Origin of the sequence: Azospirillum sp. A1-3 (genome assembly GCF_023806445.1) — a bacterium.
In the GTDB taxonomy this organism is placed as follows: Bacteria; Pseudomonadota; Alphaproteobacteria; order Azospirillales; family Azospirillaceae; genus Azospirillum.
On sequence record NZ_JAMSLU010000006.1, the window covers coordinates 369,971 to 394,463 of the forward strand.

At 62.4% G+C, this 24,493-nt stretch carries 18 protein-coding genes and 1 tRNA gene; 2 read left to right on the plus strand and 17 right to left on the minus strand.

Annotation, left to right across the window (positions count from 1 at the left end; translation table 11 throughout):
* Positions 1-196 precede the first annotated feature (196 nt).
* Entirely contained in the window at positions 197-2,662 is a 2,466-nt protein-coding gene (locus M5E06_RS29495; RefSeq protein WP_252141288.1) for a DEAD/DEAH box helicase family protein, read from the plus strand.
* A gap of 80 nt (positions 2,663-2,742) precedes the next feature.
* On the opposite strand, the gene M5E06_RS29500 is transcribed toward M5E06_RS29495, so the two are convergent.
* The 5 genes from M5E06_RS29500 to M5E06_RS29520 all read right to left on the minus strand — a co-directional run bounded on the left by M5E06_RS29500 (position 2,743) and on the right by M5E06_RS29520 (position 9,276).
* Positions 2,743-4,005, minus strand: a complete 1,263-nt coding sequence (locus M5E06_RS29500) for a hypothetical protein (protein WP_252141289.1) — start codon at positions 4,003-4,005, stop codon at positions 2,743-2,745.
* Between the two features lie 65 nt (positions 4,006-4,070).
* Positions 4,071-5,945, minus strand: a complete 1,875-nt coding sequence (locus M5E06_RS29505) for a hypothetical protein (RefSeq protein WP_252141290.1) — start codon at positions 5,943-5,945, stop codon at positions 4,071-4,073.
* Between the two features lie 488 nt (positions 5,946-6,433).
* Positions 6,434-7,687, minus strand: coding sequence for a tyrosine-type recombinase/integrase (locus M5E06_RS29510; RefSeq protein ID WP_252141291.1), 1,254 nt, complete (start codon positions 7,685-7,687; stop codon positions 6,434-6,436).
* A 330-nt stretch (positions 7,688-8,017) separates the two neighbouring features.
* Positions 8,018-8,088 (minus strand) — tRNA-Phe (locus tag M5E06_RS29515).
* Positions 8,089-8,172: 84 nt separating this feature from the next.
* Positions 8,173-9,276, minus strand: coding sequence for a WYL domain-containing protein (locus M5E06_RS29520; protein WP_252141292.1), 1,104 nt, complete (start codon positions 9,274-9,276; stop codon positions 8,173-8,175).
* 951 nt (positions 9,277-10,227) lie between these two features.
* Here M5E06_RS29520 and M5E06_RS29525 point away from each other — a divergent pair.
* Entirely contained in the window at positions 10,228-10,491 is a 264-nt protein-coding gene (locus tag M5E06_RS29525; protein WP_252141293.1) for a hypothetical protein, read from the plus strand.
* A 71-nt stretch (positions 10,492-10,562) separates the two neighbouring features.
* Here the strand turns inward: M5E06_RS29525 and M5E06_RS29530 are convergent, their stop codons facing one another.
* The 12 genes from M5E06_RS29530 to M5E06_RS29585 all read right to left on the minus strand — a co-directional run bounded on the left by M5E06_RS29530 (position 10,563) and on the right by M5E06_RS29585 (position 24,493).
* On the minus strand, positions 10,563-10,793 hold the full coding sequence (locus M5E06_RS29530) for a hypothetical protein (RefSeq protein WP_252141294.1): 231 nt from the start codon (positions 10,791-10,793) through the stop codon (positions 10,563-10,565).
* Positions 10,794-10,885: 92 nt separating this feature from the next.
* On the minus strand, positions 10,886-11,311 hold the full coding sequence (locus M5E06_RS29535; protein ID WP_252141295.1) for a cell wall hydrolase: 426 nt from the start codon (positions 11,309-11,311) through the stop codon (positions 10,886-10,888).
* 160 nt (positions 11,312-11,471) lie between these two features.
* Entirely contained in the window at positions 11,472-11,990 is a 519-nt protein-coding gene (locus M5E06_RS29540; protein ID WP_252141296.1) for a hypothetical protein, read from the minus strand.
* Between the two features lie 95 nt (positions 11,991-12,085).
* Positions 12,086-12,520, minus strand: coding sequence for a hypothetical protein (locus tag M5E06_RS29545; RefSeq protein WP_252141297.1), 435 nt, complete (start codon positions 12,518-12,520; stop codon positions 12,086-12,088).
* Between the two features lie 215 nt (positions 12,521-12,735).
* A complete protein-coding gene (locus M5E06_RS29550; protein WP_252141298.1) occupies positions 12,736-13,395 on the minus strand; it encodes a DUF4376 domain-containing protein in 660 nt (219 codons plus the stop codon).
* A gap of 805 nt (positions 13,396-14,200) precedes the next feature.
* Positions 14,201-14,665 carry a hypothetical protein gene (locus tag M5E06_RS29555; protein ID WP_252141299.1) on the minus strand — a complete coding sequence of 155 codons (465 nt, stop codon included), beginning with the start codon at positions 14,663-14,665 and terminating at the stop codon, positions 14,201-14,203.
* Between the two features lie 9 nt (positions 14,666-14,674).
* On the minus strand, positions 14,675-15,034 hold the full coding sequence (locus M5E06_RS29560; RefSeq protein WP_252141300.1) for a hypothetical protein: 360 nt from the start codon (positions 15,032-15,034) through the stop codon (positions 14,675-14,677).
* 2 nt (positions 15,035-15,036) lie between these two features.
* Positions 15,037-15,807: a hypothetical protein gene (locus M5E06_RS29565; protein ID WP_252141301.1), complete on the minus strand. Its 771-nt coding sequence runs from the start codon at positions 15,805-15,807 to the stop codon at positions 15,037-15,039.
* Position 15,808: 1 nt separating this feature from the next.
* Positions 15,809-17,353, minus strand: a complete 1,545-nt coding sequence (locus M5E06_RS29570) for a type 1 periplasmic-binding domain-containing protein (protein WP_252141302.1) — start codon at positions 17,351-17,353, stop codon at positions 15,809-15,811.
* Between the two features lie 4 nt (positions 17,354-17,357).
* Positions 17,358-17,519: a hypothetical protein gene (locus M5E06_RS29575; protein WP_252141303.1), complete on the minus strand. Its 162-nt coding sequence runs from the start codon at positions 17,517-17,519 to the stop codon at positions 17,358-17,360.
* A 932-nt stretch (positions 17,520-18,451) separates the two neighbouring features.
* The gene (locus M5E06_RS29580) at positions 18,452-18,847 is read right to left on the minus strand and encodes a phage tail fiber protein (protein WP_252141304.1); all 396 of its coding nucleotides are present in this window, start codon (positions 18,845-18,847) and stop codon (positions 18,452-18,454) included.
* A 3-nt stretch (positions 18,848-18,850) separates the two neighbouring features.
* The gene (locus tag M5E06_RS29585) at positions 18,851-24,493 is read right to left on the minus strand and encodes a phage tail length tape measure family protein (protein ID WP_252141305.1); all 5,643 of its coding nucleotides are present in this window, start codon (positions 24,491-24,493) and stop codon (positions 18,851-18,853) included.

The following is a 24,493-nucleotide window of genomic DNA, read 5'->3' on the forward strand; positions in this document are numbered from 1 at the left end:
TATAAATAAAAGTAATAAGGGTTGACGAGGCCCGTGCTGTAGATGCGACAAGAAATTTTCTGAGTTTCGACCACATTCGGGGGTGGTGTGGTTTGTTATTACAAGCCCCGTTCTGTCGTATGTCGTATCTACATAATGCCCCATGGCGCTCGTCACGCCATGGGGCTTTTTATTTGAATTATCGTAGGGACATATTATGCGGATTTATTATGTAGATTCATGCGCAGGTAGCGGAAAAACAACAGCGGCGATCAAGTCGATTGCCCATGGGGTTGAAAGGCTTCAAAGCCGCTTTGTTATCGCTCAGCCCACCCGTCAACTCATTGCATCCACACTTGAACGGGCACGGCAGATGGCACCGAGCGTGCGGTGGCGAGCCATCACTGCGGACCAGCATCCTGGAGAGGTAGCAAGCGAGTTTCGCAAAGCACTACAGGCAAGAGACGTCGATTGCATCCTGGTGACTCACAAATGCATCTTGGATAATCCCGATCTCCGGGGCAAGGTCGATTGGAGCCTTGTTATCGACGAAGTCCCACAGGTCGATTTTAGCTTTCAGAAGAACCTCAGCATTACGTGGGATTGGTGGACCGAGCATTTTGACGTTGAGGCGAATTCATCTTGTGACGCGCTTCTTGATGTCATGATCAAACCGGGTCATTCCAGCATCGTTGACCAATGGGCGCGCAATGAAGAGCAAGATGATATTGTGGCTGTGGTTCAGCCGTTCTTCAACGCATTGATCAACCCTCATTGGAACCTTGCCCTGACCAGAGCTGATTGGATGAGCGCCGGTTGGCAGGGGCGAGCCCAGCTTCATGCTCATGGCTGGCTCCAACCCAGCGTGCTTGAGGGCTGGGGCGATCTGACCATCATGGGCGCGAACCTCACCAACAGTCTGCTCTATCTGGTGTGGAAGAGCCAAGGCGTCGATTTTCTACCGCACCCGATGATCCAACCCGCTTTTCCTCGTCACGATGACACGACGGGTAGTCGGGTGCGAGTAAAGTATTTCACAGAGGGTATCTGGAGCAAGACACTGCGCGACAAATGCGGTGGGTTGCAGTCTATATGCAATAGACTCAAAGATCATGTCGATGGTCGGCACATTTGGTCGGCAAATGGCGACGTTCAGGATTGGCAATGGACTATTCCGTTGGGGTGTCGTATTCCGCCTGTGAGCCATGGACTCAACGACTATCGCGATTTTGATAAAGCCGTATTTGTTGCCGCGCTCAACGACATGACCAGTCACTTTGCGTGGGCTGAGAAGACGTTCGGCATTGACCCAATGGAACTGAGTCGTGCCAAGGCGCAAGAGGCTGCCTACCAGATGATCATGCGAACCGCATTGCGCGACCGTGACAGTGATGTGCCGGTCAGCGTGATCGTGCCGGATCGACGCACCGCAGATTACATCTGTGGCCTTCTCCCTGGCAGTCGTTTGGATTTTCTCGACCTCGGTATTCCGGAACTCGGGCCAAGCCAGCGAGGCCGTCCAACCAAGGTGGTTGTTCAAAGTAACGCAGAACGCAATGCGGCTCATCAGAAACGAAAGAAGCAGTTAAAAGCGACTGTCGCAGCATTGCGGGATTTGCAGGAACGAATGATCCATGATGGGTTCGCATCTAACGAAAATACCTTATATAAGGACTATTCGTTAGAAGCCGATCTGGTGAATAAAACATGCTATCCGGTAACGCTGTCGTTTGAGCTTGCGACGACTTCAAAATCAATAGTGAATCATACCTTCAATAGCTGGGATGTGGTTCGCAATGAACTACGACGGTGTCATGAGGTGGTGTTTGCGAGCAAAGCCAACAACTGGCTCATCTCGGGGGCGACGTTCGATCCCGATGCATCACCGGACACCACGAAGGGAGCGGCGAATGTCGTCCAGATGCAATTGCTTCAGCTCGATTTTGATGACAGCCCATTGGACCCGGAACGCGTCCATCGAATTTTCCAAGACGTGAGGCACCTACTGTTCAACTCCTATTCCAATGGACGTGACGGGCTGTGGCGTTACCGTATGGTTGTTCCATTGAACTGCCCGGTGGGTTCGGAGGCATATAAGGCGATCTGGGATATATGTGCTGATAGAGTCAGAAATATTGGCTACTCGGTTGGGACGAAGTTGGGGGAGAGCGGTATCAACAGCGGACTTGATATTAGCAAACGCACTCCATCGAGTTGGTTTTATTTGCCATGTCAGGCCAAGGATCAATCGAAGAGCTTTTGGATCGATCATTGGGATGGCGTGCCGATGCTCGATCCCTTGGAGTGGTTGGATCGCGTTGTGATTGATGCCCCCGAATACCAAGAGGTCGCGGCGGTAAAGAACCACAACCCAGACTTGCGTAGACTATTAGAGCGGTTGGTTCACCGAGAGACAGTCGAGGACGCCGACCACCGGCGTGAAGAATGCCGGAAGCGCGCCTATGAAGCCGCCCTGGAGGATTGGCGAGCCACCACCGCTGGAGAAGGCAACGCGGGCTTTTGGCGCTTTGCTCGTCGCCTTGCTCAAGCAGGATACGACCACGCTGAAATCGCTCAGTTGCTCGACGCGCACCATGGTGAATCGCAGAGCAACCGCCAGGACCGAAAGAGGCAAATCAGGAGTATCATGATTTCAATCAAGAGCGGCGGTACCCAGCGTTGATTATTTTGTGAAAAGAGTGCGGACAAACCAACCCTGGAGCCTTTCCAGGGTTGGAGTCTGTAGTGTTATTCTGAGAATAATCAGCGATCTACATCATTCTGATCGTCAGACGACAGTTGCTCTCCTGGCATCAGTTTCCGCAGCGTCATCTTTCGTCGTTCCAGTTCACCCTTGCGGTCCGTCTCCTTGAAGATAGAGTGAACTGCCTTGACCACCGCCATCACGTCGTAGGGTACGATCGCATGGTTGACGTCGGTATGGAGAACATGCCGGTTCGCCAGCAGCAACCCCATCACGGTCGCGTAAACGTTGTGGTGTTTCACCATCACCATCCCCAGTCCATCCAGCTTGCGCCCCCAACCAGTATCGTTGCCCCGCACCATCCCCACCGTCAGACGATCCGCCAGTGGGCTGTGCAGGGGAAGCGGCGTGCTGGGGTCCAGGGAGGAAAGGTCCTGAAGGGTGTGACGCTGAAAGTTGAAACGCTCGGCATCGAGCCGCAGCCCCAACACGGCCTGTCCCGCTCCCCTCGCGAAGGACGTGAACGGCGTCGCCGCGTCGAAGGTAATTTCCATGGTCGGTAGAATCTCTTGTAGCGCCTGTTTCAGCGCCGTCAGCACCACCGCCATGCGCGGGCTTTCCACCCCAAGAAAGTGAAGCCATGCCGTGCTGGAGGTCAACCGTCCCTCCTCCAGCATGATCAGGATGCGGCGGATCACGCCGTAGAGGTCGAGCTTGAGCACGCCGCCCACGGCCCAGCCCTCGAAAGGAAAGCTCTTTACGGCGTCGTACCACTGGTCTGCTTCCTTCGGTGTCCGCCCCTGAAGAACATTCAGCAGCCGCAGCGGCGATGACCGATCCCGGTGTTTGACGATGAACGTTAGGTTCTGAACCGTTGTGTTCAGGCATTCCTTGAACGTCGTGAATCCTGATTGCGGCACGTCGATGGCCTTGAGCGGCACATCGAGGGTCATGCCGACATCGCCCCAGCATTCCTGCCAGCGTAAGAAACGCAGCCGGGTTTCATCGGTAAGCGCCAGATTGCCATTGTTGTTAATCAGCGAAAAGCCGCCGCTGTCGACGATCACCACGCTATCGGACGCACGAACCGAGCGGTCCAGCATTGTGGGCGGCGGCTGGCCGTCGAAGGTCGCCGCGCTGGCCAGCGTCGCTTTGATGGTGAACAGCGGGTTCGGGCGGCGCAGAAAGTTCAGATCCTGCGGCTTCACCCCCTGGGGCAATCGATCCGTCTTGATCGCGCGAGGAATCGCCAACTTGGCGTAATCGGGCTGAACCGCCGGCGCGAAAATCGCGTATTTGTTTTGTTCCATGCTGAGGTCCATGGATCGCTCCACCACTGAGGAGGAGCCGAGTTGCGTCAGCTCCTCCCTGCGCTGATTGAAAGGGGTCAGTCCGTGAGGCCGGGCGCGTCAGCTTCGTCGTCAGCCGTCGGTGTGGCAGAACGCTTGAGTGGATACCGGTGCAGGAGCTTGTCGCTGCGCTCCTTACCCTTCATCAGGGGAATGCCGACCGTATGCTCAGCCCCTTCCGTGTTGAACTTCAGCATCAGCAAGCCTTCGGGGTCGAGTTCGAACTCCGCGTCGCATGTCAACGTGATCAACTGAAGGGACCGGGCCAGACCGATGAAGTCGTCGGCGTGAATCTCCACTGTGACGACTCTTTTGCTGGTCGGGCTGTGAATTTCCGCCGCTTCCCGCTTGGTGAATTTGGTGCCGACCCCAACCGCGACCGCTTCATCGCCGAATGTCAGGCGAACCCGGTCGGTGCGTTGCCGCTCGACATCCTTGACGAACGCCTCATGGATGAGGTTGCTGACGCTGGTCCGAGGTAGCGCGCCTGAGACAGTAGGGTTGAAACGGTCATGGTCGATTGCCCAAGGCTCTTGCCAGTGGTCGCCACGACTGGCCGCCCGCAACAAGACGTTGAAGGTCGGGTCTTCTCCCTCCTTCGCCACGTCGGTGGTGAAGTGAAGACGGAAATGCCCGGTCTTTGGCGGGTTGGGTTCGCTTGTGGTCGGCGCCACCGCCATGGTGAAGCCGGCGGCCCGGCGCGCATCCAGGATGTTCTTTTCTGCCATGCGGATGCTGCCGTTCCGGATTTGCCCTTGCCACCCCGTAGATCCAGGCTGAAACCACAAGTCCACGGTGCGAGGCTGACCGACGAGGGGTGAGCGCAACACCATCTCGATCACCACGCACCCCGCCGTCATTAGAGGATTGCTGACGAGAAGCGTTTCATCAGCCAGCAGGTAGAATTGGCGGCGTGCCATCTGCATCGGTGTATCGGCCGTGCTGGGATCATCGCTGCGCCTAACCGGCAGAGGAGACGGGTAGGTCTTGATCATCTGTCCCAGGATCAGCACTTCGCGAAACGTTGCAATCTCTGGCGGGATAACCACCACTTCTCGGGCATAAAACGCTTCCAAGCGGTCACGGGATACCAGCCAATTGGCCGCAGCGCCAATGGCGTCGATATCGATCGTCTCCAGTGCTTTCGTCGTCAGCCGGGCTGCCAGAGCTTTGGGGTCGAGAGCAATTTCCGGAGCCATATTGACGTCAGCACCCGACACGGGTTTGGGTCGCCCTTCCTCGGCCAGCCTCTTCAGGCCACCCCGTTCGCGGATGATGCTGATGATGTCGGCGAAGCTCGCGGCGTCACAGGTCGGCAACCAACCCTCACCCTTAACCGCATTGATTGCAGCAATCGCCGCGCTAATCGCCGGTCCGTAATCCTTCAGCACGTTGTAGGCATGGCGCTTGGTTTGCTGGTCCTGGCTCTTGGTATCGAGTAGCAGCATGCCGACGATCAGGTTGCCTGTTGCATACATCGACCCCTTGTCCAATGCCACCATGCCGCGTTCCTTGGCATAGCTCTCGTAAGCCTTCTTCTTTTCCTCTTCCGTGCCCTCCTGAAGCATATCACTCAGGGTCAGAGCCGCGAGCTTGGCGTCGGCAAGATAGGAACGCCGATCCTTATGTTGACGCGCAGCCTTCTCGGCCTCGTTGTCGTTCACACGGGCGAGGTTATTGATGCTTTCGCCGATCCTCCGAGCGGCTTCAGCCTGAAGAGGAACCGCTGCGTGGCTGGCGGAGCGTGTTTCGAACGACGCCGGCAGCGGCGTGCGAGGCTCGAACAGAGTCGCGATATCAGGGGGCAGCGATTCGGCGGCCGGGACCGCATTGTTGTTCGTCTCGTCGGCCACAGCATCGGCGGCCGTGGTTTCCGACTTGTTTCCAGAGTTATCGAGGTTAGTGTGAGTCATAAGGCATGCTCCTTGCGTCGCACCGAATGCAGTGCGGTAATTCGCCGGCCGAATACAATCGACCGTCAAACGAACTGTTCGTTTGGAGCGTTCAGGTGGAATCGAACCACCCCGAAGAACCATCAACGCCGACGAATTGGGCAAGGAAGCCCGAACTCGATTGCCATCCGGAGAGTTTGATCTTCGTGACGGCGAGATCTAGTTTAGCAGAACATTGCAAGCTTTCAAGCGCTATTTCTTAAGAAAAAAATCAAGATTCAGCCTTGTAGCCCTCTAATGCCAAAGAGCTGTCTGTTATTCTGAGAATAACGTTCTTGTCTCACGATTGGTTATTCTGCTCTTGGCGGGGATAGGGGCAGGGGTGGCGGCTTGCCAAAGCGCGCCAGTTGGCCCTGACGGTTTCTGCTACCAACGTAGCGCGTGGGGCTCAGGCAGCAGCCAGCGCGCTTTAACCACAGGCCAGGAGCTATTCGGCAACGCACGATGCCTCAAATAGAAACCATCAGCTTCCACTCGGGCCGCAGATGATCCTTCATCAGCTCCAGCTTCACGTCGGCGTAGAAGCGATGGATCATGTCGCTACTTGTGCCGGTGTTGCGCGCTAGGATGAAGATGTCCACGCCGGCAATGAGCTGCTGGCTGATGTAGAAGTGGCGGAACGAATACGACGTGCGACGGACACCGCGATGGTCGGTCAGCAGGTTGCATGCCTTCAGCAGTTCGGCGAGGCTCTTCTTCACGCTGTCGAGCCGATTCCCGGCCGTCGTGGCGAAGACCGGCTCAGCGTCGAGCGGATCGCGCTTCATGGCTCGAACCCAGAGCATCCACAAGGTGTCGAACCAGGGCAGGGCGGCTTCCTGGGGAACGAAGGTGCGAGCCTTGCCCTTGCCACGGACCCGAAGGCGGATGTCGCGGTCACGGAGCGGCTTGTCGCGCCCCTCCCGGTAGCCCAGCACATCCCCCCAGTTCAGCCCCTTCAATTCCGTCGGCCGGCAGCCGGTGAATGCGGCGATCATCATGTAGGCATGCAGGATAGCCCGATCCCGCCGAACGTGCTCATTGAGCTTCGGATCGCTCATACGGGCCATTGAAGTTTCGACCAGCCGACCAAACTCGTCGGCGCTGAAGCTGGGACGGGGCACATCAGGCGCTTTCACCACCTCGACCTCGGGCATGGCCGCCTGCTTGATGTAGCCCTGCTTGGCAGCGAATCGGAGAAGCGTGCGAAGGAGCACCGCCTCGTTACGCTGGCGGGAGAGGGTAGGGGGATCGCGCTTGGTAATGGGGCGGCGGATTTGGCGGCCAGCGCGCTCGTAGGTGATGAACGCGATATCCCGGCCCGGTCCCTTGCTCCAGTAATCCTTGCGCCACTCTGTGTAGGCGTCGATGTCGCGGTCGGTGATGCTGTCCATCGCCCGGTCGCCGAAATAGCCCACCATGTAGCGCCGGATGATGCCGGGAAACTTCTCCCCCTGCTCCTTCTTACGCTCGCCGCGCTCGACCTCACGCTCGATCTTGGCGATGAACTCCTCGGCCATGTCGCCGAAGGTCTTTGCCGTGGCGTTCAGACCGTTTTCGGTGCGGTAGAGGGCTTCATAGTAGACCTTGCGCGCCCGCTGATTCGCCTCGGCTTCGTCCGTAGTGTCGAGTGACTTCCTAATCTGGCCCTGGCCGCGGATCGAGAACCGAACCCACCACTTGCTGCTGCCGGTGCGCTGGAAAAGCTGGAACGGCTCTGACATTGCCCTCTCCTGACGACATCAACCTATAGGTTGTATTGTAGCGTCGTCACTGTCGCTTGTGGGCGAATTTAGCACAGCAGTTAGCACAGCCGGCAGGGGCGATTTTCAGGAGGTGATTCGGGCGTGGAAATCGTCGCCCAGAGGGGTTCACACTGCTGATTTGACTGTGCTGCGATTGTGCTAGCACAGCGAAAATCGGAATTTCTAAGGTGAGGAAAATCAATGACTTAGCAGGAGAGGAAAGTTGTCCTCTGCGACTGTGCTGGGTCTGTGTTAGGTAAGTTGGCTTTACCTATCTCACCATTAACCCCTTGATCTACAAGAGGAAAATGGTGCCCAGGGACGGAGTCGAACCGCCGACACGGGGATTTTCAGTTGGAGCGCTCCTAAGTGCGAGCAACATCTTAGGAGCGCCCCGATTCGGAAAACCACCCATAGGCTCCCAACTGGACCATTAGGAGGGAAAGGCGCTTACTGGGCAGGCCTCAGCTGTGGGCATCGGCTGCATGCAGTGCGGAAGATATGTCCTGCAGGATCAGATTGACCTCATCGCAGGGGTCACAGGCAAGCGCGAGTGCGGAAGCAACTTCCAGGATCAGGCCATGGTGATCCGGCCACTTTTCTCTGTCCAAACGTGATTGTTTCTCCAGAGCAGCAAGAGCAACTTCACGGGATGGTCTCATACGCCCCAGCAAAGCTTCTATGACCGCTGACACATTATCGTCCATGGTCACTCCAATCATGGAGGCACGGGATAGAGTATAGCGCTTCAACAATGCTCTTCTTTCATCGTTGAGACCCCCGCCAGCCGCGGCAATAGCCATCAAGACTCTCAGTCCGCGCTTTGCTTCTTCTTTAAGCGCTCCCGGCATAGCGTCAATCGCAGTCTGCTTAAGAGCAGCGATCCAGTTTCGCGGGTTTTCAACAATCTCACCCGTATCCAGGTCAAATATCTCGATGATTTCGTCCACGCGGAACTGACGCGGCGCGCGCGCATACTCGCAAACACCGTCGATGTAGAGCACATCTTGCCTTTCGACTAGTGAGTGAGCCCGAACAGTCCGCTCATACTGTTCATCGTTGCTTCCAGACATTGTCAGTGTCCAGCGCGGGGTCATCCCATGGCGCTTGGGCAAGCGAGTTTCTTTTACAAGCTCTTGATCTGGGATAACCCCATCACGTAATAAAGAAACAAAGCCGCGCTGCGTCGCTTCATTGCGTTCAGTGGAAGTTATCTTTCCATCTTGGTAATAGTCGATCCTGAAAGCTACAAAACCAGACCTCACATTGCTTCCGTCCAGCACATCTGGTGTTGCAGAATCGATCTTAATCACTCTCTGCATTACCTGAAGGGCATCGCTCCAGACCATCTGCCTTGCAGCTGGCGGGTCAAAGAACCTTGCTCCCGCTGAAAACTGATACTGCGGTGGCTCGCCTTGAGTCCAACGTGCGCCGCCCTTGCGTTGAGTGAACTGAATATCAAGCGGCTCACGAAAGGCGGAAGAAACGGGGAATGCCCATCCGCGTATCGTTTCCCCCGGCCCTGAAAACTCAATCTCGAAGTTATCTGTACGGCTACGCTTCGCCATATGCGCCTTTCCTCCAAGCGTGAACAACTGCTGAGAGTATGCGTGCGCATTGTGGATGTCACGGCTCTCGCTGCCGCTAAGCTGAATAAGCCTCTTCGACCAGTGGTTCGACAATATGGGCCACTGACATTTTTTCTTTTAATATCAACTGCTTGTAAAGCGCCTCTCGAATAGATTTCGAAATCCCTCCGACAGCGGTTGACCGGCCATTCACGTTGGGCTTCCATGCGCGAGAACGCAGGGAGAACGGCTTGGGCACCAAACGTTTCGAATGTGTGGGAGATTTCCATCGACACGGGGTTCCAATCGCCGTGCTGTGCCGATCCTGCTGGAAATATGCAGAGGTCGACACGGCGCCGCTCATCTTGCGCCCCAAGACGTTCAACAGGCACCCATCTGCCCTGCCATGGCGGTGCTCGCGATGCGGGGCAACCGGACGCAATATCGTGGTGGGTTACGACGCTCGCATGAACAGCCACAAGGCAGTGCCATGAACACAACCGCGATGCGCTTCTATGGGGTGAAGGGCTTCCCAGAGGAAGCGGACGCCCCAACCGCTGTCCTTCAGGTGCGCGCCCGCTCGCCAGAGCGAGCAATCGAGTTGGCGGCAGCCCGCCCAATCGTGGCCGGCATGCGATTGGAAGCCGTCGAAGTAGGCGGTGCCCTGCCGGTGGAAGGAGTCATTTACGAAGGCCCATGGCCGTGGCCCGGCCAGACGAAATAGGCAGTCGGGAACGACCGGCCGACCGCTGTCGCCCTACCGTGATTACAACGTAAGGGTTGATGCTTATGCTCCTGAGAAAGCCGTGCCGTAGTCGCAGGGGATTCAGGAGATGGGTTTAACTAGATTAGTTAGAGCCAGCTAAGTCAAACTACTATCCTGAGTTCCTAAAGTAATCGTAACAACAAATTGATATTTTCATGTGCCGGTTACACGATGAGGAAACGCATATGACTGACGATTTTGATGAAGAAGAGCTACCAGTTAGCAGCCTAGGCAAGCGCTTGGCGGCGGGGGTAAGAAATCTCTGGTCTGAAGTACAGAGAATTACAAAAGTTCAAAATGCCCAAGCCGCTGAGATTGCTGCAATACAAGCACAAATAAGAGAAATGGAGCGAGAGCTTCATGGCCTCAGAGTATCGCGTGGCAAGGCAGTGGCAGCGAAGCAGCGGCTTGAGGCGGAAGTGCAGCAAATGAAAAGAATGGTTCAATGAAATTGTCTTAATATTATCTGTGCTGCTTAGGGTCCGGGCCAGCTATCTCCGCCGGCCCGGACCTGATCTTGTTAACGCGGGCTGGACGGGTCTTTCGCCAGCGAAGCCGCCGCGCCCAGCACGGCCAGACCGATGCCCAGCCACCCCTGACCGGAAGCTGCGCCCTGGGCGGCAGCATCGGCAAGGCTGGCCGCCGCCGTCACCCAAGGGGACGAGGCAATCAGCCCGACGCCGCCCAGGATGCTGGCGAGACCGGCATAGGTGCTGGGTTCCTTCAGGCGCTGCATGTTGATGGTCTTCATGATCGTGCCCCTCCTTCGGGCATCAAAAATGCCGCTCGGCGGAATGCCGGCGGCAGAGCGGTGGATCAGCGGTGCGGACGGGGGCCGCCGGGCTACTTCAGCTCCAGCCGGAAGAAGCGATGGTTACCGATCACGACCACCGGCTTCTTGCCTCCCGACCAAGCCGGGGTCACTCCGGCGGTGTGGTAGTGGTCAGCGCCGTTGGTGACGTCCACCAGCCGGCCGGACAGCAGCGAGTCGGCAAGCTCCAGCGCCGCGCGATAGCTCGAGTCGCGGTCGGTCACCGCCAGCAGCTTGGTCCGGTTGGGATCGTCTGCCAGCCAGCACGAAAACTGATAAGGCTTCAGACACACCGCCGCCGGGGAATTGCCCCACCAGCGCGGGTTGCGCGCCCGGTTCTGGATGACACAAGCAACGGCCGCCATGCCGTTGCGGCCTTCGCCGCGCGCTTCACCCCAAAGGGTGCGGGCGATCACCTCACGCGACGTCATGGCAGGGAGCGGGGGAGACTGGGTCATGGTCGAATTCCTCTACTGACGGGACGGAGGGCCAAGCCGGAGGAAACCGGCGGACATGCCGCCGTTGGCGGCGAGAAGGAGGCGGGCGAGCGTGAGGCGGGCAAGGGCTTCATCGCCGCCGCACTCTGCCAGCACGCGCGCGGCGAGCTGCTGCGCGGCATCAGGCGGCAGAGGCATGGTCCACCTCGACTTCTGAGAGGGGGCGCGGGGCCATGGCGCGTAGCGCTGCCACGTCGATGCCGAAGGCCCCGAGTTGATCGACCAGGGCGGAGATAATCCGGCTCTTCTCTTCGTCGCGATGCTCCAGCCCCACGACCTGGGCTTCCAGCAGCTCCACCTTGCGAGCGAGCGAGGCATTCAGTTCGCGCAGCCGCTCTTCGCGGCGAGTCGCACCGCCTCGCATCGTGGCGTAGGCATCGGCCAGCGGCCGGGCGGCCCGCGGCAGCGCCTGCACCACGGTGATGAGGACGAGCACGACGGCAGCCAGGGCGGCGAGGAAAGCGACGCCCAGCACCAGTTCCAGCGCCACCACAGCAGCGCCGCCGCGCTCCAGCAGGTCGAGGAAGCGCTCAAGCTGCCCGGCTAACTGATCGATGGGAGGCGGGTCGGTGGCCGCCACCGCAGCACCGCAGGTCACCAGCACGGAGCCGGCGTAGGTAATAGCTCGAAGAATGGTCACAATGCCCTCCGCGCATGAAAAAGGCGCCTCGCGGGCGCCGGTTCGGTTAGGGGTGGAGTGTTGTCAAAGGGCCAGCCGAAGCTGCAGGCCTCTGACTAGACGGTCAGCAGGACAGCGAGCGCGGCGCCGACACTGGCGCCGGTCAGGAACTCACCCCATTCGGTCGCCCGGGTCAGGCGCCAGGGGAGTGCCGGGAGCTTGGTCCCGAGCAGGTACGCTAGCGGCATGGCAAGGCCAGTCAGCGGCAGACAGAGCGCCGACGGGTGGTCGGGGATCAGCGGCAAGGAGATGAGCGCCATGCGGGCGATACCGACAGCGGCCAGATAGCCCAGCTTCTCAGACAGCGGCAGGCAGGCGGTCCAACTGGCCGGATAGTCAGTAGGTGCTTCGGTGAGGTTCTGACCGGCACCGTGCGGCAGCAGCAGGCCGAGATAGGCCATGGCACCGGTCAGCACCGCCGTCCAACCCGCAGCGGGGGCTGTGGAGATGGCTGAAACGACGGCACCGACCGGCAGCGCCCAAGAGAGCACACGCGCTCCGGTGGTGCCAAGCCAGGAATGTCCCTGACCTCGCTCGCGAAAGGCGCAGGCCAGGAATAGCGCAGAGAGTGCGACAAAATGCCAGTGGGTGGCAATCCAGCTGCCTACCGACAGCCAGTCAATGAGAGGCATTGCATCCTCCGGAATGAGAAAAGGCGCCTCACTGGGCGCCGGTTCGATCTGAGTTGGAATGTTGTCGCGCCAGATTACTGAACGGGCCAGCCGGCGGTAATGTCGACAGCCAGCACCGCGGCGGCGTCCTTGGCCGCGTCAATAGCATCGTGCAGTTCGCCCTCGCGGTCGAAGCACGCCTGCACATGGTCAGCGACAGCATCGGCGATAGCGATGATCTGGGCACCGCTCAGTTCCACCCACCCGTTGACCGCCTTCCAGCGGAACGTCATGTCCGGGTCGGCTTGCGCCTGGGCGCGCTTACCCAGGATCAGCGTCTTGGAGCGATCATCCGTCGCGACCGGAATGCCATTGACGATGGTGCCCGCAACTTCCACCTCCCAGCGCTTGGCCGTAGCGGCGGCTTTCCGTTCGGCCTTCGCGACGGTCAGGCGAGCCGCCAATTCCTCGTCCGTCAGCTCCACCACCAGCGGCGTCTCGACCACCACACGCCGGTCGGCATCGGGCAGCCGGCTCACCTCCCCAGACAGACGCTGTGTCGCCGGATCGTAGGTCGCCGCAGCTCGCTCCACCGGCCAGAAGCCGTAGCCGTGCAGACCGAGCGTTTCGTCTGTCCAAGACAGGTCTGCGAGGTCGGCATCAGACAAGGTGCCGCGCAGCTCAGACGGCAGTGGGCCGGGGGCACCGACGATGGCGAGCCGAGCCAAGTCGATTTTGCAATAAAGATTGCTCATTCGATCACCAGGGGAATGTCTTGACCAACAGTGGTGAAGATCTTGGCGTCACTGCCAAGGGCAATTACCGCGATTCCGGGTTGTGGCATTCGGCTGACATAGTAAGAGCCGCCGCCCCCGTAACTGCCAAGCGGATAATTTGTCACGCTCGGCCCAGTGTAAGGCAGGGCACCAAATGGAATTAGGTTCAGTCCCGACGTGCCACGACGACCGCTATTCCCGACCGTCATGCCGCCGATGCCACCGTAGCCGCCCCCGCCCCCATGACCGCCATACCCACCCCCACCCGGCCCTCCAGGAGAAGCTGGTATTACGCCTTTGATGGTTGCGTTAGAGAACCACGACCCGCTCGGCGCCGCCGCGCCGCCCCAGCCCCCGCCAGATGCAGCCCAGACCATGTCCCCGATCATTACTAGTGTTGCGCCCCCTCCGGTACCACCTGTGCCGTAGTTGGCTCCGTTCGACGTCCCGCCATCACCACCGCGTCCCCATGCGCCGGTGATCCCGGAATACGTTGGCGCAGACATCCCCGCTCGATTGTCCCAGTCGCCACTCAACCCGGCTGGGCCTACCCCAAGGGTCAGGGTCGTGCCGGGATCTAGTAAATAGTCAAACGCAACTGGAGCCGCGTCACCACCAATACCGTCCCCCATCTGGCCTTGCCCTCCGCCTCCTATGCCACCGCCGGCACCGATAAGAAGAAAGGAGACGCGGCGCTGGATAGTGCCGCTTGCCACGACGGGCACCCCCACCGCCTTGCGCCCAGCTTTGCCGCTTGCGCCTACCACGCGTCCGACCGCCATGATCAAGCCGCCTTCTGCATGAGCAGGCCGTCTCCGGAGATGGCCCAACCCGCGGCCAGGGCGACAGACGCGCCGACATAAAGGCGGGTCTTTCCGACGCCACTGCCCGGCGGGAGGTACAGCGGGTTGCTTTCGGAGATGCTGGCGCCCTTGAGTTTGAAGACGACTTCCGCCGGGGCGTCGGTCGTGCTCACCGTGTCAGCTGCCACCGCCGCCGTGGCGATCAGGCGCTTGGTGGTGCCGCCGTCCAACGAGCGGTAGAGGTACAGCACCGTTGCGGAACAGGTGGCGCGGGGCAGCGCCCACAAAGCGACGAGTTGTGCCCCGTCCGTCTCGACGGTTGCCGGCAGCACAAGCTCTACGGCGTTGGCATCCGGGGTGTCGCTGAGGGTCGTGTTGGCCCCCGTCACGACGGCGCTGACGCCGAAGGACAGTTGCGGGAAGATGGCGTTGTTGCTGGCAGACATGTCACGGCCTCACATTGCAAGGGTATAGGAGTGGATGGTCGCCAGCGTGACCTCGCTGGACCCGGAGGAAACCGCCGCCGCCGGCAGGGTCACGAAGACGTCCCTCGTGCCGACTCCCCAGGCGACCAAGCCCCCACCGTTGGAGCTGTCGAGGACGGTGTCGCGCGACAGCGAACCAGGGGAGCCGGCGGTATAGGTGCCGATGCCGACCTCCCAGGCCGTCCCGTCGGCAATGCAGTAATAGACCTGCGCGCCTGAGGCGAACGCCTGGGCGAAGGTCTGGAACCCGGCCACCGCACCGGACAAAGCGACGGCTCCGGTGCCGGTGGTGATGGTGGTCTGTTTGACCCTGTCTTTTACCAAGGGCATTGTTACAGCCTTTCCGTGATCGAGAATGCGGCGGACCAATACCGCCCGTAGTCGCGCTTTGGTCGTTGAAGGTCTTGAGCCAGCCCCCAGATCGACACGTCGCCGGGGTTGGGGTCGCTGGCGTCGAAGATCACCAGGATGTCGTCGGTGTTTGAGCAGGTGCGCTGCAGCTCGCGCAGGTGCCGGCGCTCATCGGCAAGCGGGACGATGCCGAGGCTGAAGCTGGTCGCCCGCGGGTTGGCACGGCGGTCGACGAAGGTCTGTCCGCCTCGGCCCACGGTCTGCGTGCTGGTTGGCGCTCGCCCCCAGTCCACCCCGAGCGCCGGACCATATTCCGGGGTCCACAGCGGCCCCACGAACAGCCGCCCGCCCCGCGTCTCCGCGACCGATGGATCCGACAGATACAGGCGCAGCGACCGGGTGGTGATCGGCGCCGGCAGAGTGTGGATCAGGTAGCCAAAGCGCGGATCGACCAGAGCCGGCACATCGCCACTGTCGTAGCGGTCAGTCCCGCCGGACACATCCGATGCCGTGACTCGGCACCGGCCGGCCTCCCAGCTGTGGCTGGACCCCATCAGCGCCACGCAATCCAGCGTGACCGGCGCCGGCCAGACAAGGTTGACCCAGGCGGCGGAGGTCAGTCCGGCTGACCAGCGCCGGGCCGGATGCGGATCGGCGAGCAGCGTCACGGGCTTGGTGCCGACCTGCCCCGAGGCAGACAGCACGGCGGTGTCGGCATGGTTGATGTAGCCGATCTTGAAGACGGTGTTCATGTCAGGCCACCAGCACGGTGATTTCGGATCTCGCGTCCTCGGCGTCTTCGGACAGCGCGGCGATGACAGCCAAAGCGCCCCCTTTGAGGCGCCAGCGGGGATAGTCGATGTGAACAATGTCGCCGAGGTCGCGCGCGAAGGCCTGGGTGCCGAGCTGCAGGCGATAGAAGCCGCGCGGCGCCTGCCACATGGCTTCGAGTTCCTGCGCCAGCTGAAGGGCATCGGCACGGTCGCGGAAACACCCCTCCACCGGCTCAGGATCGCTGGGCTTCCGGTAGAGATCCTTGGCGATGATGTTCGCCCACTCGGCAAGCCGCCGCTCTTCCTTCAGCCACTTTCTCCGTTCCTCCGTCACCACGCCCGCGATGTCGGAGTCCTGCGTTGTCCAGTTGCGGTCGTACGCCACCCGCCACCGCCAGGGCGGCGGTGTCACCTCGCTCGGCAGCTCCAGCGCAGTGGCGGAGATGATGTCCGCCTCTTCATAGGCCGCCACCGCCGGGCCGGCAGGAAGCCGGAACGATCCCAGCCCGAACAGGCCGCGCCGGCTGAAGCCGCCCCATCCGACGCAGCCGCGCAGCAACTGCTCCACCACATCAGCGCATGTCGAGCTGTCGTCAGGACCGGCGTAGAAGCCGATCGGCCGGTGGAACTGCCAGGGCGCGGCAGACAGAGGGGCGACCCGTGCCGCCGGCACGTCGGCGCGGTCCAGCAGCACATGCCCGACGATCTGCGCCGTGGTCTCCAGAAAGGCACCGCCGATCACCGCGCCCTTCACATCGCAGGTGACGGCCCCCTTCTCGCCGTCGTTCAGGTATTCGACCCGGAACAGCCCCTCCGCCACACAGGTGATGTAGCTCTGCGCCGGTACGGTTGCGGCACGCAGAGCTGCGGCGGTCGGGTAGTCCGGCCCCTTGTTCAGCGCAGCACCGCGCACATAAACGGCGGAGATGTCGCTGACCGGCCCGCCATGGGCCATGAACAGCAGCTCGGCCGGAATGACGAAGGCCGGGGTGATGTTGTTCGGCCACCCCAGTGCCACCGGCAGCCGCTTGCCTTCCAGATCGGACGTGCCCTCCAGACCGCCTGTGCCGGCGAAGGTCCGGCTTTCGAGCGCGACTTCCAGCAGGAACTCCCAGCCGCGCAGCTGGACGATCAGACGCTCATCCGTTTCGTACCAGCCGGAGGCGGTGCCATCGAACAGCGTGACGAAGTCGGCAATGCGCGACCCGGCCGCGCCGGCGCGGATCACCACCGGCCGTCCGGCGACGTCGAAGTCGTGCACCAGGTCATCATAGGTGCGCTCGACATTGACCAGCTCGGCCTCGCCATAGGAGACCGCGACGGTGCCCCCCAGCAGGTCGGAGAGCAGCGAGCGCTCCACCCGCAGGGGAGAGAACAGGGTGCCGGGCCAGAGCGTGTTCTCCGGGGTCTCGCCAAAGCCTGTTTCGAAATCCTCGGTGGCGGCGTAGAGCGTGAGGATGTCAGCCGACACCGTTACCGCCGGCACGACTGCCAGCGGAGCCTCGCTAAGCGATTGTCCGAGCATGGCGCTACCTCGGGATTTGGCGGATTGTCAGTTCGATGGTGTAGACGAGCCGGTGCCGGCCGCTGGTCAGCAGCTCAATCGGCAGCTCGCCGTAGGCATAGACGGTGCCGGTCCCGCCGAAGGAGGCCCTGGCGGCATGGACCCGGCCGGCTATGGCGGACAGCATGCTGGCGCCTATGGACGCGCCGCTGACACCCCGCCGGGCACCAGCCGCTGCTGAGGCAGTCAGCGCGGCGACAGCTGACCCTATGACGGCCGCACGACGGCCGGCGGTGCCCGACGATGTTGACGTAGCCGATACGGCTCCAGATACCCCCGCTCTCAGACCAGCGAGACCTGTGCTGACCGATGTGCCTGCAAGAGAGGCAACGGCAGCACCGACCCGAGCAGCGACAGCCCAGACAGTGCCGCCTGCGGCTTGGATGGCGCTGCCACCTCGCATCGCGCCAGCGACCGCCCAAAACGTTGCGGTCGCCGCAGGCGCCCCGGAGGCGGAGGCAGACCGCCCAGCCGTTGCATCGACTGATCCAGCCCCCACGGTTGGGCCGGAGGCTCCCGCCACCAGGGCCGCCGCGCCATTCGCGGCGGAGGTGCTGGTCACGGTTCCAACGCCGCCCCCCACCCGCGCCGCCATCGCCGCACCGCCCGTGCTGGCCGTGGCGGCGGCCATGCTGGGCTGCACCCGGCCGGCGACCGCCGCAGCTGCCGAACTTGCTGTGGCGGAGGCCATCGCCGCCGCCGTCCACCCTGCGGCACCGGTCGATGTCGATAGACCGCCGGCAACTGCGGAGACACCCGCACGCCGGCTGGCGGTTCCTACACCGCTAAACGCAGCGGCCACACTGCCGCTGATCCCAGCGACGCGGGCTGCAGCAGCGGAGAAGGTCCCGGCACCGGCGAGCCTCCCCACGCCACCTGCCGCTCTGGAACCAGTGGCAAGAGAGGCGGCGGAGGCGGAGAGTGTCGCCACCCGGTTCGCGACCACCCCCGCCGCGCCACTGACCGCCGCCGTTGCCAGCACCGCACCGCTGATCTCATGGGAGGTGCCGCCGCCGACGGCAGCGAGCGGCCCAGCCCCGACCGGCGATATGCCAAGCATCAGGTCAGCGACTGGCTCAGGTTGCCCGCGGCGAACTTCAGCTCATCGGCGGCGGCGATTGTTTTCGCTGCGGGCAGCGTGCCGTACCAGAGCATGTTGCCGCCGGTTGCGGCGTCGAAGATGGCGTAGTCGGTGATGTTCCCCCAAGACGCCGAGGCCGGTCCGAAGACGATTGCTGCGGCATTGGCGGACGCGCCGTTGCTCGCCGCCGACATGGCGGCGGTGATGGCCTGCCGGGCATAGCCGGTGCTGGCGGTGCTGACTTCGGTTCCGGGCGTCGTGACCGTCGACGCCGTGGTCAGGGCCGCCACGTAAACCGTGGCCGGCATCGTGTAAGCCGTTTTCCCGTTGGCGTGGTCGAGCAGCTTGTTGCGCAGGTAATTGGACATCGGCATCGGTTATTTTCCCTTCGTTGCGTACTTCGGCGCGGACTGTCCGAGCCGGATTTCCTGAGACTGTTTGTCGATGCGCCGCCGCAGCTCAGCGTTCTCTTCACGCAGCGTGCTGATCTGCTTTTCCATCATGTCGACGACGGTGCTGGCGATGGCGCGGGCATCCTGGCGTGCTTCCTCACGGAACTTGCGCAGCTCGGACACCACGTCACCTGAGCCACCCCCAGCAGAGGCGCGGGGCGGGCGAAGGGTGACGACGTTCGCCGAGAAGCGGTCGTTGGCCGCCGATGCCCAAGACTGGGCGAGGGCCATGCTCTCGGCATGCGGATAGACCCGCTCGCCGCCAGCCATCTGGATCAGCTCCGGCCCGCGCTCCCCCACCCAGGCAAGGCCAGGAGGGGCGGAGTCGGTGCCGATGGCGAAGCCGTTAATGCGCCACGCCTGACCCATTTGAGTGAGGACTTGGCGGGCAATCGCCTTGACCGAGTCAGGCTGCTGCGTGATCCAGGCCTGCCACCCGCCGGCGCCGAAGTCACCGGCGTACCCGGTCTTCAGCGCCAGCTGCATGTTGGTGGAGACGGATTCACTCGCACCCCAATTGCGTGCCGAGAGGGTCGCCAGCGGCGCCAAGGCCGCCAGCATCGCCGTCTTGCTCTGCTCGGCCACCGCGGCGAGGTCAGTGAGCGCCCCGTACTGCTTCTGCCCCATCGCCGCAGCGTCGACGCGGGCCTTCTGCATCTCCTTCAGCGTGTTGTTGGCGGTGACGAGCGTCTGTTCAGCGGTGTCCACGCCCAAGGCCGTGGTGTCTCCGAACTCCGCCAAGACGGAGCGGACCCAGTCATAGTCCGTGCGGTCGGTGGGGCCGAAGTAATCCCGCGCGAGCTGGACCAAGCTCGGCCCGAGAGAGAGAAGGTCCTGCTTGGCCGCGTCCCGCTCGTCGTCGCTCTTGGTCCGGTCCTTGTAGGTCGCGTAATCGATGCCGAACTGCCGACGCGCCTCTTTCAGGCGGTCGATGTCGCTCAGCGGTGAGTTGTCGTTGAGCGCCAGGGCATCGAAGGCGGCCCGGAACTGTCTGGCCGACTGCGCAATCTTCACCGCGCCGTTGGTCAGCTCCGAGATGTAGTCCTGCTGCGCGCCGATCTGCTGGTCATAGGCGGCCAGCAGATCGGCTTGTGCCAGATCGAAGGCCTTGGTCGCCCGCTCTGCCGCCTGCACCTGCTGGAGCAGCGTTGTGTCGCGACCGGCAGCCTTGGCCTGCGCCAACTCCACCGCCTGCTGTTGGTCCAGCGCGACCAGTCCCGACATCCGGTCGTTGCCAAGGACGGCATACATCCGGCTTCGCAGATCGGCATTGTAGGCGGCGCGCTCTGCCGCCGCCGTGGCGGTGTCGGTCGCTTGTGCGGCCTGCTGCATCACCGTCGAGAGGTTCGTGATGCTGTCGCCGAAGGTCGCCACTACATCCGCCCGCTGGGTGTCGTCCAGGGTCTTCAGCAGCTTGGTCAGCTGGGTGGTGAACAGGGTGGTTGCGTTGGCCGGGTCCAGCCCCACCGCAGCCCATGACCGCTGATTGACGTCCCGCGACTTGATCAGCTCATTGATCTGGTTGATGTAGCCGCGATCCTGCGCCTCGTTGAGTTGTTGCAGATAGCTGGCCTGGGCATCCGCCTTGATGCGGGCGCGAGTCTCCGCCTCGATCTGGTTCACATAGGTGACCAGCTCCGGATTGAGCTGCTGCACCGCCTCGCGGATGGCATCGAACCGGCCGGTCAGGCTGGCCATGTCCTGCTCGGTCTGGGTCCACTCCACCGGGTTCTTCAGCGCGTCCAGATAGGCGGTGATCTGGCCGGTGGCGAGGTTGACATACTCCGCCCCCAGGTCGAGCGACTTGGCCCGGGCCAGCTCGTCCAGCATCGGCTTCAGCGATTCGGCTGTGGCCTCGCGTGCCGCTTTGGTGACGCTGTTGAGCGAGCGGTCCAGCTCCGCCAGGGCAGTGGTTCCGGCATCGATGCTGGCACCCAGCGCAATGTCCTTGGCCGCATCCTCATAGGTCGCGGCCTTGGTGCGCTGGATGGCCTTGGTGACGCTGGCCCCGCCGCCCTGAAGCCCACCCTCTTCCAGCAGCGTGTAACGCAGCAGGTTGCCCAAGGCGTCTTCCCCGGTACCGAACTCATGGTACGGCACAGAGCCGGCGACATAGAGACCCTTGGCCGCCGTGCGGCCGATGCCGAAATCCTTGGTCAGCGTGCCGCCGCCGGATGCAGCCGCGCTGAAGATCGTGCTGAAGGCAGCGCCAAGGTTCTGGGCGTCTTCGATCTTGCCGTCATTGTCGACCAGGAAGTTGCCGGCAGAGGCGCTCTTGCCGCCGGCATTGATGGTGATGTCGGCGGACGCTGTTGGCCCCACCGTCGGCTTTTGCGTGCCGATGGCGGCCATGACGGCAGCAATCACTGCCGCAGCGGCAATGCCAATTGGACCGCCAGCAGACCCCGCTCCAAAGATGGCCTCATAAGCAAGCGCAGACCCCGCCCCGAGACCAGCACCAGACAGCGCGCCTACGGCCTTGGAGCCGGTGGCATTGCCGATCAGTGAGCCGCCAAAACCGCCCAGAGCGCCAAACGGCAGGCCCGCGCCGATGTCACCCAGCGTACTGGACAGCGCCGTTCCTGCCGAGTTCTGGGCATAGAGCGTCCCCACCTGGGTCACCGGGGCCGCACCGCCGCCGCTCATCAGCGGATAGGCGGTGGACAGCCCCATGGAGTGCCCCACCGACGATTCAGCCAGCCACGTCCCGGCATTGGCAAAGCTTGTCGCCGTGGCCCCGGTGAGGCCGTTGTAGAGTGATGACCCAGTGCTGATCAGGTTAGCCGTGCTGGTCAACCCACCGCTCTGAGTGGCGGCAGTCCCAGCTGTCGTCGGCGCCTGGATGCCGAACAGTGACGGAACCGATCCCACAATCTGGGTGACAATGGGCAGCACCACTGCGTTCTCAAGCGCTGCCACGGCAATGCGCTTGAAGATCGACTTGAAGAAGTCGACGGCACTGGTCGCCTTGTCGGGATCGGTCAGGCGGTCATAGAGATTTTCCGAAATGCTGCCGGCGATTTCCTTGGAGGTCGCCTTCACGTCGTTCGCGTACTGGGTCAGAGCCTGGGTGTCGGCAATCTGTTCCTGAAGCTTCACCCATTCCGCGATCTGATCGGAGGTCGCGGACTTCGCCATGTCCTGCGCCTGCTGCTGAATTTGCAGCGAGCGCAGGGCGCGATTGCGGATCGGCTCAGCCTGCCCCATCAGGGCCAGTTCCTGTTGGGCATACTCCAGCCCTTGCCGGGCGTTCCGCAGGGTCTCTTCCCCCTGTGTCCGCCTTTGCGCCTCCACCCCGCGCTTGGACATGGTGTCATAGGCGCCGGCCAGAGTGCGCAGGGTCTTCGCCAGCTCCGCCGCGCCCTCTTCCTCCGCCACCTGGGCAGCGGCCAGAAGGCCGGAAGTCTGGGTGGCGACCTGCGCTTGCCGTTCCGCTTCGGCCTGTGCTGCCGCACCCTGCTTGGCGGCAACGGCGACCTTCTCTTGTGCCGTCACCTGACGCTCAAGATCGACCACCGACTTCGCGGCATCGGCGGCGGCGGCGGAAGCCGTGTTCAGCAGGTTCTGCCGGGTCAGTTCGGCGACGCTGACGGCGGCATTGCCGGCCGCTGCCGCCTGGGCATCGTTGGCCGCCTTCTGGCGCAGGGCCGCCGCCTCGCTCTGGGCATAAGCCGCAGCCAGCTGGACGTTGCCCTGGGTGGTCAGCGACATGCTGTGCAGTTCGTCGCCATAGGCGGTCGACAGCTGCAACAGCGCTTCCTTGCGGCGCAGGATGCGGATGTCTTCAGCATCCTGCCCGGAAAGCTTCTTCTCGCGGATTTCGTCTTCGGCGCGCATCGACGCCATTTCGAGCGTGCGGGCGGCCTGACTGCCGCCCATCGCCTTCGCCAGACGCTCATAAGCGGCGGTCTGCTCGTCCACATACTGGACGGCTTTTTCATCCGACTTGCCGCCAGCACTGGCGGCGCCGGCCGACGTGCCAGCCATGCGAACGGGGGTCTTGGACAGCTCCGTCACCACCCGGCCGCGGGCGGCCTTCAGCTGCTCTTCGATCTTCGCAAGCTGGGCGTCGAGGTCGCTTCCATCCGTGGTGCCGGTGATGAGGCTCCACAGGTTGAGATTCAGATAACTTTCGCCGTCCTTTTTAGCCGCGTCGCGCATGGCGATGCTCTTGCGGATCTCGGCTGCTCGCGCCTCAAGGTCGGCAACCTGTTCCTTCGGCGTGCTGCTGACGGCATTCGCCATGCGAACCACCGCCCCGGACACGTTGGCAATGGTGTCCATGACCGGCCGGCTCTGCGCCACCGCATCCATGAAGGCATTCCAGCCGATGCCCAGGTCGCGGAAGGCCTGTTCAGCGGGCGACATGGATTGCTGCCGCAGGCCGTCGAAGCGACGGTGCAGGGCCTCCAAGGCGATGCCCAGCACCTGGGCCTGCTGCCCATGCTCCGCCATCGCGCGGACCGCCTTCAGCTCGTCCGACGTCAGGAAGCCGATTTCGTCCTGAAGCTTCTTGATGGCGGGATAGCCCTCGGTCGCAAGCGAACCGAGCTGCTTCACCATCTCGTCCACCGACTTGCCCATGCCGGCAGCCATGTCGTTGCCGATGCCGGCAATCTCCCTGCCCATGGTGGCGGACAGGCCGCGGGTGGTGGCGATCACCTTGGCGGCAGCGTCCGACTCGTCCTTGCCGGCACCGCCGGCATACAAGGCCTTGCTCAGATCGCGCAGCTGTGCCGCGGTGGATTGCGCCTCCGTCCCATAGGCCTTGGTGGTGACCGACAGGCTGCGCAGCTGCCCTTCAATTGAAACGGCGCGCGAGGTCACCAGCGCCAGCCCGGCCGCCAGCGTCGCACCCGCGGCAATGGTCAACCCGATAGGCGACAGCATCAGCGCCAGGGCGCGGCTGAGACCGCCCACGGCACCCGTGGCCTGCGGACCCTGCTGCATCAGGACAAGGAAGGGGCTTTGGCCGCCGGCCAGCTGCACGGCGGCATCCTGGATCTGATAGGTCAGGTTGGTGATTTCATGGGCGGCCAGCTTGGTCTTGCCCGCGGACTGATCCAGCAGCCCGTGCTGTTCGCGAAGCGCTTTGCTCAGGTTGCGGTGCTGCGTCTCACTCAGGGTGACGCCCTGCACCCCGCCGGACAGAGCCTTGTCCAGCAGCGCCTGACCGTCCGTCACCTTGCGTTCGGCGGCGGCGGTCTTGTCGAGGGAATCGACCAGGGCGCGCAAGGCATCCGCTTCCTTGCGGGCGGCGATGGCCGCCGGATCGTAGGCATCCCGCGCGGCCTTCAGCAGCGCGTTGGCCCGCTCGCGCGACACCCCCATTTCATCGACGGCACGCTTCAGCAGGGCTTCGTCATCGGCCAGCTTGCGCGTGGCGCGGGACACCGGGTCGATCCGGTTTTCCAGCGCTTCGAACGAACGGCGGAGCCGGTCCACCGGGGCATTGTCATTGCCAACCCCCTTGATGGTGACGCCCAGGTCTTCCAGCTTCTTCCGAACGGCGTCGAGGTTGTCCGCCTCGACGCCGATCCGGACGCTGACCTTCTTCTGTGCTGCCAC